We start from the raw sequence: 13,296 nt of genomic DNA, 5'->3' as shown, positions 1-13,296 counted from the left end.
GCGCGATTCATGCCCGCACGGACTCCGCAATGCCGATCCAGCACACGCTTGCCCGCCCCGCCCTGCTCGCCGCCTCGATCGCACTGCTGGTCGGGCTGAGTTCCGATGCCGACGCCCAGCGTCGCCGCGCCGCCGCCCCGAAGGGACCGCCGCCGGTCACCGCCTGTACCGACCTCTACAGCTTCGTCAACAAGGACTGGCTGGCCGCGAACATGGTCGTCGCCGGTCAGGGCACGCGTTCCGCACTCGGCGAACTGCAGGCGCTCGCGCTCACCCAGCAGCACGACCTGCTCAACAAAGCGATGACGGCGCCGCAGAACGACGTGCAGCGCCTGCTCGGCGACTTCTGGGCCAGCGGCCTGGACGAGGCCGCGGTGGAAGCCGACGGCGCCAAGCCGATCGCTCCGCTGATCGCCCGCATCGACGGCATCCGCCGCACGCGTGACATCGCGCCGGCACTCGCCGCGCTGCACCAGGTCGGCATCCCGGTGCTGTTCGAGTTCGGCGCCGAGGTCGATCTGGCCGATCTCAACCGCCACGTCGGCTACTTCACCCAGGGTGGCCTCGGCCTGCCCGACCCGGCGTACTACAGCCGTGGCGATGCCGAGACGCAGCAGATCGTCTCGCAGTACACGCAGTACGTGCGCAACATCCTCGCGCTGACCGGCACCGCCGAAGACCGTCTCGACGCCGAGACCGCGCTGGTGATCGATCTGGAGCGTCGCATCGCCGCCGTGTCCAAGCCGCTGGCCGACCTGCGCGATCCGCGCACGCAGTACGCGCTCGTCGACACGGCCGGTCTCGACAAGCAGTACCGCCGCCTGCAGCTGGGCACGTTCCTGTCCGCGCAGAGCGTGCAGGCACCGCAGGTGTCGCTGGCGAACCCCGAGCTGTTCACCCAGCTCGACACGCTGGTCAATGCGCTCAAGCCGGACCAGTGGAAGGCGTACCTGCGCTTCCATATCGGCAACGCGATGGCGCCGTACCTGTCGAAGAGCTTCCGCGACGCCGAATACGATTTCCACGGCCGCATCCTGCGCGGCGAAACCGCGCAGCCGAGCCGTCAGCAGCTGGTGCTGGGCGCGATCAACCGCGCCGCTGGTCCGATGATGTCGCGCGAATACGTCGCCGCGTATCTGCCCGACACCACCCGCGCGCGCGCCGAGACGATCGCCGGCCAGGTGCGGGATGCACTGGGCCGCGGCATCGAGCGCAACACCTGGATGACCCCGACCGCGAAGACCGAGGCCAAGGCCAAGCTGGCCGCGCTGAAGATCGAGATCGGCGCGCCTGTGCAGGACATCGACTACACGGTGCAGCCGATGGGCCGCGCCAGCTTCGGCAGCAACATGCTGATCGCATCGACCTGGCGCCACGCGCAGGAAATGCGCCGCATCGGCCAGGCCAATGCCGGCCGCCGCTGGGACGTGCTGCCGCAGACGCCGGCGCTGGCCTACGACCTCGCGCAGAACCGCCTGATCGTGTCCGCCGCCGTGCTGCAGCCGCCGGTGCTCGACGTCGCTGCCGACGCCGCCACGCACTACGGCACCTACGGCGCACTGGTGGGCCACGAGCTGAGCCGCGCGGTCGACATCAAGGGCAAGCTGGTCGACAGCGCCGGCACCGTGCGCACCTGGTGGAGCACCGACGACGACGCCGGCTGGCTGACCGCCACCGACAAGCTCGTCTCGCAGTACAACGGCTACGGATATCCGGGCCTGACCGGCACCCAGGTCAACGGCGCGCTGACCCGCGACGAGAACGCCGCCGACCTCGCCGGCGTGGAACTCGCATGGGATGCGCTGCAGACCGCGAGCCCGGAACTCGCGCAATCGGGCAAGGAAGCCTTCTTCCGCGGCTGGGCGCAGCTGTGGCGCCAGCAGTCGGCCGTCGACACCGCGACCCGCAGCGCCGCGACCAGCGTGCATGCGCCGGGCCAGTGGCGGGCGAACGGCCCGGTGACGAACCTCCCGGCCTACACCGAAACCTTCAAGTGCGGCGCAAACGATGCGATGACCCGCAAGGCCGAAGACCAGGTGCGGATCTGGCGCTGAGCCGGGGCCACGCGTGACACGAAAAATGCGCCGGCGCGTCCGGCGCATTTTTTTTGGCGTTTCGTGAAGCGTCAGGCGATGTGTGCGGCTGACGCTCGACCGTGCGTCGACCGGCTGGGCTTTCGTAGGAGGGGTAGCGCGAAGCGAAACCCATCGAAACCCGATGGAAGTGGGCGCCTCAGACCCTGCGCACGTGCCGCTTGCCGCCACTGCGATTGAACGGCGGACGTCCGCGCCAGTGCTGCAGCAGCAGCCAGCCGAACAGCATGCCGCCCAGGTGGGCGAAATGGGCGACGCCCGAGCGCGTGCCGGTGATGCCGAGCACGAGCTCGACCAGGCCGTAGACGATCACCAGCGTGCGTGCGCGCATCGGGATCGGCGGAAACAGCAGCACCAGCCGCTGGTTCGGAAACAGCACGCCGTAGGCCAGCAGCAGACCGAACACACCGCCCGACGCACCGAGCGTGGGATACGGAAACGCGCCCTGCGCCAGGGACCACGTCACCACGCCGAGCTGGCACAGCCCCGCGCCGATCACGCAGACCAGGTAATAGGTGACGAAGCGCCTGGTGCCCCAGGTGTATTCGAGCTGCGAGCCGAACATCGCCAGTGCCAGCATGTTGAACGCCAGATGCCCGATGTTGCGCGGGTCGTGCATGAAGCCGTAGGTCACCAGCTGCCACGGCTGGAAGCCGAGCCCGCCGGCCTCCGCGCCGCCCAGCGGCCACAGCATGAAATGCGCGAGCGCGTTGCCGATCGCCAGCTGCAGCACGAACACGACCACGTTGATGGCCAGGATCACTTTGACGGCCAGCGGCAACCTCGGAAACATCCGGACTCCTCGTTTTCTCCGGCGTCATGATACCGGCGCAGACGTGTAGACGATCGTGCCGGATCAGGCGTGTGCGTCGGGGCCCCACAGCGTTGCGTCGAGCGTGTCGTCGATCGGCATCCGCACCCGACCACGCGTCACGGTGACGCCCTCTGCGCGTAGCCGCTGCGCCTGTTCGCGGAACCCGGGCGAGCCGTCGGGGAACGCGATGCGCCCGTCACTGCGCACGATGCGATGCCACGGCAGGTCCGGATCGCCGTGATCGCGCAGCACCCGCGCGACCAGCCGCGCACGCCCGGGCAGACCGGCGCGGCGCGCGATATGTCCGTAGCCGGCAACGCGGCCGGCCGCCACCGCGCGGATCGCGGCGAGGATGCGGGCGCGGGCGTCCGCCTTCGAGTGGGCGTCATGCATCGCCGCAGTATGCGGCGGCGCGTGACGGGATCAGACCCAGCCGAAGTGGTGGAACATCCGGAAAAGGCCGTAGGCGATGCCGCCGGACATCGGGATCGTCAGGATCCACGCCCAGATCATCTTGTTGACGACCGTCCACTTGATGGCGTTGAGGCGCTTGGCCGTGCCCACGCCCATGATCGCGGCGGAGATGTTGTGCGTGGTCGACACCGGAATGCCCATCGACGAGGCGGCCAGGATCACCGACGCTGCACTGGTCTCGGCGGCGAAACCGTGGATCGGGTGCAGCTTGACCAGCTTGTGGCCCAGCGTCTTGATGATGCGCCAGCCACCCGCGGCGGTACCGGCGGCCATGACCACGGCGCAGGTGATCTTGATCCACAGGTCGATGTCGCCTTCGGCCAGCGCGGCGTCCGAGGGGTGCAGGAACGCCAGCCAGGCCGGCAGGTTGTCGAGCGTGCCGACGCTCTGCGCGCTGACCAGGGTGAGCGCGACGATGCCCATGGTCTTCTGCGCATCGTTCATGCCGTGCGCGAAGCCCATGCCGGCAGCCGAGACGATCTGGCTCTTGCCGAAGAACGCGTTGACCCAGCGCGGCCGCGCGATGCGCGCGAGCACGCCGCCGCTGCGCGCCATCATCGAGATCGCGAAGAACAGCACGCCCATCATCAGAAAGCCCGCGGCGAACCCCAGCACCGGCGAACTGACCATCGGCACGATGACCTTCCACAGCACGCCCGCGCTGTGCCAGATCGGCTGCGCCGGCTCCGACCAGATCACCACGTCGAGATTGTTGGACGCGGCCGCCAGCGCGGCGCCGATCAGACCACCGATCAACGCGTGCGACGACGACGACGGCAGGCCCCACCACCAGGTGATCAGGTTCCAGACGATGCCGCCCAGCAGCGCGCACAGGATCAGCTGCGAGCCCACGTCGATGACGCCGGCGTCGATCAGGCCCGACGAAATGGTCTTCGCGACCGCCGTGCCCATCAGCGCGCCGATCAGGTTCATCGATGCGGCCAGGCCCACCGCCTGCATCGGCGACAGCACCTTGGTGGCGACGACGGTCGCGATCGAATTGGCGGTGTCGTGGAACCCGTTGATGTATTCGAACACCAGCGCGGTTGCGACCACGATCAGCACGAGGGTCAGCATGATCTGGAATCCGTCAGGAGTTCTTCAGCACGATCTCGTAGGCGACCACGCCCGCCTCGCGGCAGCGGTCGATCGCCTTTTCGAGAATCTCGAAGAACTCCTTGAGCAGGAACATCTGCAGCGGCTCGAGCTGGCCCGAGTAGATGTCGCGGTAGAGCTCGAGCATCAACCGGTCGGCCTCGTTCTCCAGCGCGCGCAGTTCGTCGTTGAGCGCCTTCATCGGCTCGAGCTTCATGCTGCGCAGGGTCTTGACCATCTTCACCACGACCGCCGACGCCTGCTCGAGCATCGCCGCGCGCGGCGCGAAGTCGATGTGTTCGAGATGGCGCGTCGCCAGCGAGTAGCGGTCGGCGAACTTCTCGACCTGCTTGGGAATCTTGTACAGCGCCGAGCCCAGCGCTTCGATGTCCTCGCGCTCGATCGGGGTGATGAAGCTGTCCACCAGCGCCTGGCTGATCTTGTCCGACGCCTCGCGCTCGCGCATGCGCGCCAGCTTGAACGCGTCCAGCGCCGGCTGGCGGTCCGACGCCTTGAGCATCGAATGCAGCGCGACGGTGCTGTCGTGCGCGGCCACGGCGGCCTCCTCGAGCAGCGTGTAGAACTGGTTGCCTTGGCCGAAGATCGTTTGCAGGGAGAACATGCCGGGACGCCTTGAAGTCGCGCGCCCGGGACCGGACGCTCTGCGCAAGGCGCGGATTATGACGGTTCGATGACACTCCGGGCCAGCCCGGGCCGCCCCGGGGTGTACGGCGGTCGTCACATCGCAGCCTGCTATAGTCGCCGCCGCGCCCCTTGCGCTGTTCATCTTTCACATGGACGACGACTCTAGACCGCTCCCCGCGACGCACACCGCTGACGCCTCCCCCGATGCTCTGCATCGCCCTCAATCCGGCAGGAGGCCCCGGCAATGCTCGAACTGATCCTCATCGTCCTGGCCCTGATCGCCTGCAACGCGTTCTTCGCGTTGTCGGAAATGTCGGTGGTCACGTCCCGCAAACCGCGCCTGAAACAGATGGCCGCCGAGCACCGCAGTGCGCGCGCGGCGCTGGAACTGGCCGAACATCCCGAGCGCTTCCTGTCGACGGTGCAGGTCGGCATCACCACGATCGGCGTGCTCACCGGCATGCTCGGCGGCGACGCGCTGGGCAGCCTGATCGGCACCTGGCTCGCGTCGAGCCTGCCGATCCTCGGTACGTATGCCTCGACCGTCGGCACCGTGCTCGCGGTGAGCCTGATCACGTTCCTGACGATCGTCTTCGGCGAACTGCTGCCCAAGCGGCTCGCCCTGCTCGCGCCCGAGCGCCTGGCCTCCCTGGTCGCCCTGCCGATGCACTGGCTGTCGCGCATCGCCACCCCAGCGGTCTGGCTGCTCAGCGCCAGCGTGCGCGGGCTGCTGAAGCTGCTGCGCCTGGACAAGACCGAAGCGGCGCAGGTCTCGGAAGAAGAGATCCGCATGCTGGTCAGCGAAGGCCACGAGCAGGGCGTGATCGATGCCGACGAGCGCAACATGGTCAACCGGGTGCTCACGCTCGGCGACCGTGACGCGGAAAGCCTGATGACGCCGCGCACGCGCATCGCCTGGCTCGACGTTTCGGCCGGCTTCGAAGAGAACCTCGCCGAGATGCGCGAGACGCCCTACTCGCGCTATCCGGTGTTCCGGGGCAACGATTCCGACGTGGTCGGCGTGCTCGAGATCAAGTCGCTGATCGACCGGCTCGAGAAGAAGGAATTCGACCTCTTCAAGTACCTGCGCGAGCCGCTGTTCGTCTCCGAATCGACGCCGGCGATGAAGCTGCTGGAGATCCTGCGCGAGAACCAGCAATCCCTGGCGCTGGTGGTCGACGAATACGGCGACATAACCGGCATGGTCACGCTCAACGACGTGATGGAAGCGGTGATCGGCCGCACCCAGAGCAGCGGCCTCGACGCCGCGCCGCTGGTGGTCCAGCGCGAGGACGGCTCGATGCTGGTCGACGGCACACTGCCGACCGGCGCGCTGCGCGAACTGCTGGGGGGCGGCCCCTTGCCGGGCGAGGACGAGCACATCTTCCATACCGCGGCCGGCATGACGATCGCGCGCTTCAGCCGCATTCCCAACGTCGCCGAGCACTTCGAGTGGCAGGGCTGGCGGATCGAGATCGTCGACCTCGACGGCCCGCGCGTCGACAAGCTGCTGCTGCAGCGCCTTCCGGATGCGGACGCGGGCGGCGATGACGCCTGAGATCCCCTCGCGCGAGGAAGCCAGCACCCGTGAGCTGCTCGCCGCGATGGCGCTGGGCGATCCCGACGACCAGCTGCGCTTCACCGAACTGCTGATCGGTCTGGGCAAGCGCGTGTTCGGCATGATGCTGTTCGTCGCCACCCTGCCCGCCTTCATCCCGATTCCGGGCGTCGGCGGCGCGATCGGCGGGCCGCTGGTCGCGCTGGTCGGCGCGCAGCTGCTGATCGGTCTGCGCAAGCCCTGGCTGCCGCGCTTCATCGCCGAACGCGGCCCGCACCGCAGCGCGGTGCAACGCTTCGAAACCGTGCTCGAACCCTGGCTGCGCCGCGTCGAACGCTTCAGCCGCCCGCGCCTGCCGGGCGTCCTCGACCACCGTGCCGCGGCGATGTTCACCGGCCTGCAGCTCGTGCTGCTCGGCGTGCTGCTGGCGCTGCCGATTCCGTTCACCAACTACGTGTTCGGCCTGCTGCTGCTGGCCTATGCGCTCGCATTGCTGGAACGCGACGGCGCGCTGATGCTGTGGGCGTGGCTCGGCGGCATCATCGCGATCGGCTTCTTCGGCGTGCTCAGCGGCACGCTGGCGACGGCCGCTACCGAATGGCTGGCGCGGATCTTCTGACCGGCCCGGCGTCTTCAGACGTTCTGACGGGACCGCGCGCCCGACTCCAGCATCAGATCCCGCCGCCGCGCTGCATGCTCGGCGCCGCCGATGCGCCCGTGCGCCAGCAGGGCATCGAGCGCCGCCAGCCGTGCATGCATCGGCAACTCGGGATGCACCACGCCGTGCTCCACGGTCTCGGGCGGCCACACCCGCCGATGCGCGAGCACCAGACGCACGCTCACCACACTGGCGACGGCCCAGACGACCAGGCCTGCCAGCAGGCAGAACATCTCGACTGGAGACCACTGACCCATCGCGACATCCATGTGCTTTCGGGGAGGGCCAGCATATCGCTGTCGGGGACTGGTGGCGTGTAGCGTGGATGATTCCGGGCTGCTTGTTCTTGCGCCTGCGGCCTCGCGAGCACTTGGGCGCTTCACGGCGTTGAGCACCGGTCCTTGTTCCGTGCCGATTGGCGCTCTACCCTGCTCCAGCTTCGTCGTTTGCTCGGGATCTGGCCCTGGCTTTGGCTTTGGCTTTGGCTTTCAGCTTTTGACTTCAATCGAGCCGTAGAGCGAGCCGAGCACCGGAGCCTGGCGTGGCCGAAGAGCAGCCCGTGTTTGAGCGCAGCGAGTTTGGGCTGCGTGCCGCGTCAGGCGAGGAGCGCAGGGAACCGGCCGGGTGTAACCCGGCCGGCTCGCGTCCGGCGAAGGGACCTTTTGGTTCCTTTTGGGTCCATCCAAAAGGGACTCGCACGCGCAGCGGGCGAAAGCCTTGCACTTGCTCTCGCCTCTCAGCCTTGGCGTTGGACTTTTCTATCGCCAAGCGAATTGCTCTCAGAGCGAAGATCAAAGACAGGGCTTCCGCGCTGTCGCGCGGCTTACTTTTGTCTTGGCAAAAGTAAGCAAAACCGTCTTCGCCGGACGCGATCCGACACGGCTGCGCCGTGCCGGTCCCCTGCGCTTCTCGGGCAGCGGGGCACGCAGCCCAAACTCGCTGCGCTCAGACATGGGCTGCTCTTCGACCCCGCCGCCCTGCGATGCTCGGCTCGCTTTACGGCTCGATTGAAGTCAACGGCGGAAGCAAAAGCGGAGCAACGGCAACGGCAACGGCAACGCTGGAGCGGAAGCAAAACAAGCGAAGCAGAACGAAGCCTCACCTCAACAGCGCATCGAACCCCCGCGCTGGCAGCGGATGCCCGAGCCAGAACCCCTGTCCCAGATCGCAACCGCGATCGCGCAGGACTTCGAACTGGCCTTCCTTCTCCACGCCTTCGGCAACCACGGTGATCCCGATCGAGTGCGCCATCGAAATGATCGCCGTCGTCAACGCCAGATCGTCGGGATCGCGCAGTACGTCGGCGACGAAGCTGCGGTCGATCTTGACGCCGTCGACAGGCACCCGGCGCAGGTGGCTCAGGCCGGAGAAGCCGGTGCCGAAATCGTCGAGCCAGATCTTGACGCCGAGTGCGCGCAATGCGCTCAGCAGCTGGCCGATGCGGGCTTCGTCGCCGATGACCGCGGTCTCGGTGAGTTCGAGATGCAGATGGCGTGGTGACAGACCCGACTCGCGCAATGCCGCTTCGACCTCGACGGCGAATGCCGCGCCGCGCAGCTGGCGTGGCGACACGTTGACCGCGACGAACAGATCGGCCGCGGCGGGATATCGCTGCTGCCAGGCGCGCGCTTCGACGCAGGCGGCGTGCAGCACCTGCGGGCCGATGATGTCGATCAGGCCGCTCTGCTCGGCGACGTCGATGAATACCGGCGGCGCGACGCTGCCGAACTCGGGGTGCTGCCAGCGCAGCAGGGCTTCGACACCGACCAGCGTCTTATCGCCCATGCGGAACACCGGCTGGTAGGCCAGGCTCAGTTCGCCGCGATCCCAGGCGCCGCGCAGTTCGTGTTCCATGTGCATGCGGCGCTCAACCGCCTGGTCCATCGCCAGACTGTAGAAGCGGTGGCAGTTCTTGCCGGCCAGCTTGGCCTGGTACATCGCGATGTCGCCGTTCTTGAGCAGCATCGCGGCGCTGGTGGCGTCGTCGGGAAACACGGTGATGCCGATCGAGATGCCGAGGAATACGCGGCGGCCTTCGACTTCGATCGGGCGTGCGACCTCCGCCACCAGACGGTCCGCCAGTTCGCCGGCGACGGTGCGCAGGTCGGCGGCGCTCGCCTCGGGCAGCTGCAGCAGCACCACGAACTCGTCGCCGCCGAAGCGCGCCAGCAATGCGTCGGCGACATCGAACTCGCGCACCGCGGCGTCGATGCGCGCGGTGAACTGGATCAGCGCCTCGTCGCCGGCGTCGTGGCCCAGCGTGTCGTTGACGCGTTTGAAATCGTCGACGTCGGCGAACAGCAACGCGAGGCGTCCGGCGGCGCCCTGCATTTCCAGCAGACGCTGGTCCAGCGTCTCGCGCAGCGCGAGCCGGTTGGCCAGTCCGGTCAGCGAATCGGTATAGGCCATGCGGCGGATGTCGCGATCGTGGCGCGCGATGCTGTCGCGCATGCGATCGAAGGCACGGACCAGATCGCCGATTTCATCCTGACGCGCGTCCGCGGGCACCACCACGTCGTAATGCCCCGCCTCGATGCGCTGCGCGGCATCGGCCAGCTCGCGCACCGGGCGCACGAGCCGCCGTTGCAGCATCGCCGCGACGAGCGCGCCGAGCGCCACCAGCACGACCAGCAGCAGGCCGACGGCGACCAGATGACGCCGCGCGATCTCGTCGAGACGCGCCTGCATCGTCGCGACCATCGCGTCCTCGTCCTGCTTCGCCGTCGCCAGCGAATAGCCGATGCGCACGCCACCCAGCCGCTGGTCGCCGATGCGGATCGGCATCGACACGTCGAGCAGCTTGCCGTCGCTCTGCATGTGCTGGCCAGTCGCGGCGACGACCTCCAGCGCGAACGGATCGTCCATGCGCTGGCCGTAGCGCTCGATGTCACGGCTGCCGTCGTGGACGATGTTGCCGTCGGCGTCGTAGACGATCACGTAGCTGACGTCGGGCTGGCGCAAGACGTTGCCGACCGCCGCGCCGATGGCCTCGAGGTCGAAGTAGTACAGCGGATTGACCAGCCCGTCGGCGACCTGCGCCGACACCGCCTCGCCGCGCAGCAGCAGACGCTGCGACGCGAGCGCGTGCATCGAGCGCTGGCTCAGCGCCAGGATCTGCCTCTGCGCCTGGTCCTGCTGCTGCAGCACCAGCGCCACCGCGACGAGGCCGACGAGCACGGCGGCGCCTGCCAGCGCCAGGAACATGGCCTGCAGGCCGGTGCGCAGTCTCATTCGACGTCCGCCACGACGCGCAACGCACCGGTGCGCAGGATGTCGAGTTCCGCGCGGGTGGCGGCATCCATCGGCAGGAACGCGGTGGTGCGGAAGAACTCGCGCAAGGCATCGACGGCGGCGGGATCCTGGCTGGCCTCGATCAGCACTTCGCGCAGACGCGCGGTCACGCGTGCGTCCAGATCGCCCCGCACGATCTCGATCGCGCGCGGGAACGGCGCGCTCTCGCGGAAGATCACGAAATCGCGCTTGAACGATGGCGGCACGCGCCGGTCGCTGTCCCAGTCGAGGTTGCTCATCGCACCGGCGTCGACGAGGTGCTTGTGCACCCATGAGGACATGTTGAGCTCCGAGCGCGCGAACAGATAGCCGACCGAATCCGGCTCGGGCTGGTCGCGCGGCGACAGCAGGATCTCCAGCTTCATGCCGCGGGCGAGCATCTCGGTCGCGGGCACGAAGTAGGCACTGGTCGACTGCCGGTTCTGGAACACGATGCTGCGACCGCGCAGATCGTCGAGCGACTGGATGCCGCTGTCGCGACGTGCGAAATAGACCGTGTGATAGTGACTGACGCCGTTGCGCTCGGTCAGCAGCAGCGGCGTCGCGCCGGCGCGCGCTTCGAGCAGGGTCGCGCCGCTGGCGGTCTCGGTGACCCAGTCCACGCGGCCGCGCCGCAGATAGCTCTGCATCTGCTGCACGTCGCGCGCCATCAGCACGCGGCCTTCGGTGATGCCGACATCGCCCATGCGCGCGACGACGTAGTCGAGCAGCGGCTTGAGCTGTTCGTAGTGCGCCTTGGGATCGTCGCTGATGCGCCCGAGCACCAGCACGTTGCGCGGCTCGGCCGCCTGCAGCGGCAACGCAACTGCCAGTAGCGCCAGCAGCACACCCGACAGGAGCCGTCGAAGGAAGTGACGCGGGTCCAAGGCGGGTCCGGAAGGCGTGAGCGAAGCGGCAAGCCTAGCGGAAGCCATTCGCCGGCAACAGACGCCGCGGCTCAGCCGTCGCCGCGGTCGCGGGCGATCCGGGCCATGCGCTGGGCATCGGCGAGGATGCCGCGCAGCAGCCGGACTTCCTTCTGGTCCAGCCCGGTGCGCACGAACAGCCGCCGCAGCTTGCGCATCGCCGACTCCGGCGCCCGACCCTTGTGGAAATCGATGTCCTCGAGCGTATCGCCCAGCTGGCCGAAGAACCCTTCGAGTTCGGCATGCGGCACCGCGTCCGGATTCACCGGCGCGATGGCGGCGGGCGTGACCTCGCCGCCCTCGCCCAGCAGCGCCAGCCGCACTTCGTAACTCAACACCTGCACGGCCGCGGCCAGATTCAGCGAGCTGTAGTCGGGATTGGCCGGGATGTGCACTGCGGCGTGGCACAGCTGCAGCTCCTCGTTCTCCAGTCCGGTGCGCTCGCGGCCGAACACCAGCGCGACCTCGCCACCGGCCGCGGCTTCCGCATGCACGGACGCGGCGGCATCGCGCGGCCGCAGCTCGCGCAGCTGCACGCGACGGCTGCGCGCGGTGCAACCGAGCACCAGCCGGCAGTCGGCCACGGCCTCGGCCAGCGTCGCCACTTCGACCGCGGCATTGAGCACGTCCTCGGCGCCGGCGGCCATCATGTCGGCCTCGTTGTGCGGATATTTCTGCGGCGCCACCAGCACCAGCCGGTGCAGGCCCATCGTCTTGATGGCGCGGGCGGCGGAGCCGATGTTGCCGGGGTGCTGGGTGCCGACGAGCACGATGCGGATACGGGCGGCAGGGCCGTCCGCGGCGACGATGTCCATGCCGGACTCTGGATTCAGGGGCGCTTGCATGGCGCGAATGGTAAACTGCCCGACCGGCCTCGCGCCGGCACTGCTCTTTTCCCCCTCGATCCTGCCCGCGCCCGGAGTCGTCCGCGATGCTTCAACCTGCTGTCAATGTCATGGTCAAGGCGGCGCGCGCCGGCGGTGGCGTCCTGTTGCGAAACATGCACAAGCTCGATGCGCTCAACGTCGTCGAGAAAGCGCGCCACGATTACGCGAGCGAGGTCGACGGCCTCGCCGAAGATGCGATCGTCAAGGAACTGCGCCGCGCCTATCCCGAGTACGCCGTGCTCGGCGAAGAAGGCGGCGCCAAGCCGGGCCGTGGCGGCCCGAGCCGCTACACCTGGGTCATTGATCCGCTCGACGGCACCAGCAACTATCTGCGTGGCCTGCCCCACTGGTGCGTGTCGATCGCGCTGGTCGAGGGCGGCGAGCCACTGCACGCGGTGATCTTCGATCCGCTGCGCAACGAACTGTTTACCGCCACGCGGGGCGCCGGCGCCCAGCTCAACGAGCGTCGCATCCGCGTGTCCGAACGCCGCGAACTGACCGGCGCGATGCTCAGCACCGGCTTCGCCCCGCGCGAGCGCAAGCGTGTCGGCGCCCAGCTGCGTGCGGTCGAGGCGCTGCTGGAGTCGGCCGAGGACGTGCGCCGCACCGGTTCGGCCGCGCTGGACCTGGCCTACGTCGCCGCGGCGCGTACCGACGGTTACTTCGAAGCCGGCGTGCATCCCTGGGACATCGCGGCGGGTGTGCTGCTGGTCCGCGAGGCCGGCGGCCGCGTCAGCGACTTCAAGGGCGGCCCGGGTGGCCCGCTGCACGTCGCGTTCGCTGGTGGCCGTCAGGTCATTGCCGGCAACGTGCACATCGTCGCGCCGCTGCAGAAGACGCTGGTCGACTCGGGCTACGCGAAAGAATTCGCGTAAG

General features: G+C 68.4%; 12 protein-coding genes. 4 read left to right on the top strand and 8 right to left on the bottom strand.

Annotated elements, in window-relative coordinates:
* Window positions 1-29: 29 nt before the first annotated feature.
* A complete protein-coding gene (locus V3391_RS11850) occupies window positions 30-2,054 on the top strand; it encodes a M13 family metallopeptidase (protein WP_332078606.1) in 2,025 nt (674 codons plus the stop codon).
* Between the two features lie 178 nt (window positions 2,055-2,232).
* On the opposite strand, the gene V3391_RS11845 is transcribed toward V3391_RS11850, so the two are convergent.
* The 4 genes from V3391_RS11845 to V3391_RS11830 all read right to left on the bottom strand — a co-directional run bounded on the left by V3391_RS11845 (window position 2,233) and on the right by V3391_RS11830 (window position 5,098).
* Complete coding sequence (locus V3391_RS11845) at window positions 2,233-2,886, bottom strand: rhomboid family intramembrane serine protease (RefSeq protein ID WP_332078605.1); 654 nt, start codon at window positions 2,884-2,886, stop codon at window positions 2,233-2,235.
* 63 nt (window positions 2,887-2,949) lie between these two features.
* Window positions 2,950-3,300 (bottom strand): MGMT family protein, encoded by a 351-nt coding sequence (locus tag V3391_RS11840; RefSeq protein WP_332078604.1) that lies wholly within the window; start codon window positions 3,298-3,300, stop codon window positions 2,950-2,952.
* A 30-nt stretch (window positions 3,301-3,330) separates the two neighbouring features.
* Window positions 3,331-4,458 carry an inorganic phosphate transporter gene (locus V3391_RS11835; protein ID WP_332078603.1) on the bottom strand — a complete coding sequence of 376 codons (1,128 nt, stop codon included), beginning with the start codon at window positions 4,456-4,458 and terminating at the stop codon, window positions 3,331-3,333.
* A 13-nt stretch (window positions 4,459-4,471) separates the two neighbouring features.
* Complete coding sequence (locus V3391_RS11830) at window positions 4,472-5,098, bottom strand: DUF47 domain-containing protein (RefSeq protein ID WP_332078602.1); 627 nt, start codon at window positions 5,096-5,098, stop codon at window positions 4,472-4,474.
* A gap of 267 nt (window positions 5,099-5,365) precedes the next feature.
* Between V3391_RS11830 and V3391_RS11825 the strand changes: the two genes are divergently transcribed.
* Window positions 5,366-6,679 (top strand): hemolysin family protein, encoded by a 1,314-nt coding sequence (locus V3391_RS11825; RefSeq protein ID WP_332078601.1) that lies wholly within the window; start codon window positions 5,366-5,368, stop codon window positions 6,677-6,679.
* Window positions 6,669-7,298, top strand: a complete 630-nt coding sequence (locus V3391_RS11820; protein WP_332078600.1) for an exopolysaccharide biosynthesis protein — start codon at window positions 6,669-6,671, stop codon at window positions 7,296-7,298. Before V3391_RS11825 ends, V3391_RS11820 begins: the two co-directional genes overlap by 11 nt.
* A gap of 14 nt (window positions 7,299-7,312) precedes the next feature.
* Here the strand turns inward: V3391_RS11820 and V3391_RS11815 are convergent, their stop codons facing one another.
* The 4 genes from V3391_RS11815 to V3391_RS11800 all read right to left on the bottom strand — a co-directional run bounded on the left by V3391_RS11815 (window position 7,313) and on the right by V3391_RS11800 (window position 12,348).
* On the bottom strand, window positions 7,313-7,594 hold the full coding sequence (locus V3391_RS11815) for a hypothetical protein (protein WP_332078599.1): 282 nt from the start codon (window positions 7,592-7,594) through the stop codon (window positions 7,313-7,315).
* 841 nt (window positions 7,595-8,435) lie between these two features.
* The gene (locus V3391_RS11810; protein ID WP_332078598.1) at window positions 8,436-10,568 is read right to left on the bottom strand and encodes a putative bifunctional diguanylate cyclase/phosphodiesterase; all 2,133 of its coding nucleotides are present in this window, start codon (window positions 10,566-10,568) and stop codon (window positions 8,436-8,438) included.
* Window positions 10,565-11,494, bottom strand: coding sequence for a phosphate/phosphite/phosphonate ABC transporter substrate-binding protein (locus V3391_RS11805; protein ID WP_425497242.1), 930 nt, complete (start codon window positions 11,492-11,494; stop codon window positions 10,565-10,567). Before V3391_RS11805 ends, V3391_RS11810 begins: the two co-directional genes overlap by 4 nt.
* A 71-nt stretch (window positions 11,495-11,565) precedes the next feature.
* Window positions 11,566-12,348: an RNA methyltransferase gene (locus V3391_RS11800; RefSeq protein WP_332078597.1), complete on the bottom strand. Its 783-nt coding sequence runs from the start codon at window positions 12,346-12,348 to the stop codon at window positions 11,566-11,568.
* A 116-nt stretch (window positions 12,349-12,464) separates the two neighbouring features.
* On the opposite strand from V3391_RS11800, the gene V3391_RS11795 reads away from it, so the two are divergent.
* Window positions 12,465-13,295 carry an inositol monophosphatase family protein gene (locus V3391_RS11795; RefSeq protein WP_232137004.1) on the top strand — a complete coding sequence of 277 codons (831 nt, stop codon included), beginning with the start codon at window positions 12,465-12,467 and terminating at the stop codon, window positions 13,293-13,295.
* Window position 13,296: the final 1 nt, after the last annotated feature.

It is taken from the genome of Luteimonas flava, assembly GCF_036584485.1.
In the GTDB taxonomy this organism is placed as follows: Bacteria; Pseudomonadota; Gammaproteobacteria; order Xanthomonadales; family Xanthomonadaceae; genus Luteimonas; species Luteimonas flava.
The sequence above is the reverse complement of the archived record's forward strand: the minus strand, read 5'-3'. Positions and strand labels throughout refer to the sequence as shown.

Excerpts from the sequence above, each read along its gene's own strand:
- V3391_RS11850 (WP_332078606.1), top strand. The coding sequence starts at position 30 with ATGCCGATCCAGCACACGCTTGCCCGCCCCGCCCTGCTCGCCGCCTCG.
- V3391_RS11845 (WP_332078605.1), bottom strand. The coding sequence starts at position 2,886 with ATGTTTCCGAGGTTGCCGCTGGCCGTCAAAGTGATCCTGGCCATCAAC.
- V3391_RS11840 (WP_332078604.1), bottom strand. The coding sequence starts at position 3,300 with ATGCATGACGCCCACTCGAAGGCGGACGCCCGCGCCCGCATCCTCGCC.
- V3391_RS11835 (WP_332078603.1), bottom strand. The coding sequence starts at position 4,458 with ATGCTGACCCTCGTGCTGATCGTGGTCGCAACCGCGCTGGTGTTCGAA.
- V3391_RS11830 (WP_332078602.1), bottom strand. The coding sequence starts at position 5,098 with ATGTTCTCCCTGCAAACGATCTTCGGCCAAGGCAACCAGTTCTACACG.
- V3391_RS11825 (WP_332078601.1), top strand. The coding sequence starts at position 5,366 with ATGCTCGAACTGATCCTCATCGTCCTGGCCCTGATCGCCTGCAACGCG.
- V3391_RS11820 (WP_332078600.1), top strand. The coding sequence starts at position 6,669 with ATGACGCCTGAGATCCCCTCGCGCGAGGAAGCCAGCACCCGTGAGCTG.
- V3391_RS11815 (WP_332078599.1), bottom strand. The coding sequence starts at position 7,594 with ATGGGTCAGTGGTCTCCAGTCGAGATGTTCTGCCTGCTGGCAGGCCTG.
- V3391_RS11810 (WP_332078598.1), bottom strand. The coding sequence starts at position 10,568 with ATGAGACTGCGCACCGGCCTGCAGGCCATGTTCCTGGCGCTGGCAGGC.
- V3391_RS11800 (WP_332078597.1), bottom strand. The coding sequence starts at position 12,348 with ATGGACATCGTCGCCGCGGACGGCCCTGCCGCCCGTATCCGCATCGTG.
- V3391_RS11795 (WP_232137004.1), top strand. The coding sequence starts at position 12,465 with ATGCTTCAACCTGCTGTCAATGTCATGGTCAAGGCGGCGCGCGCCGGC.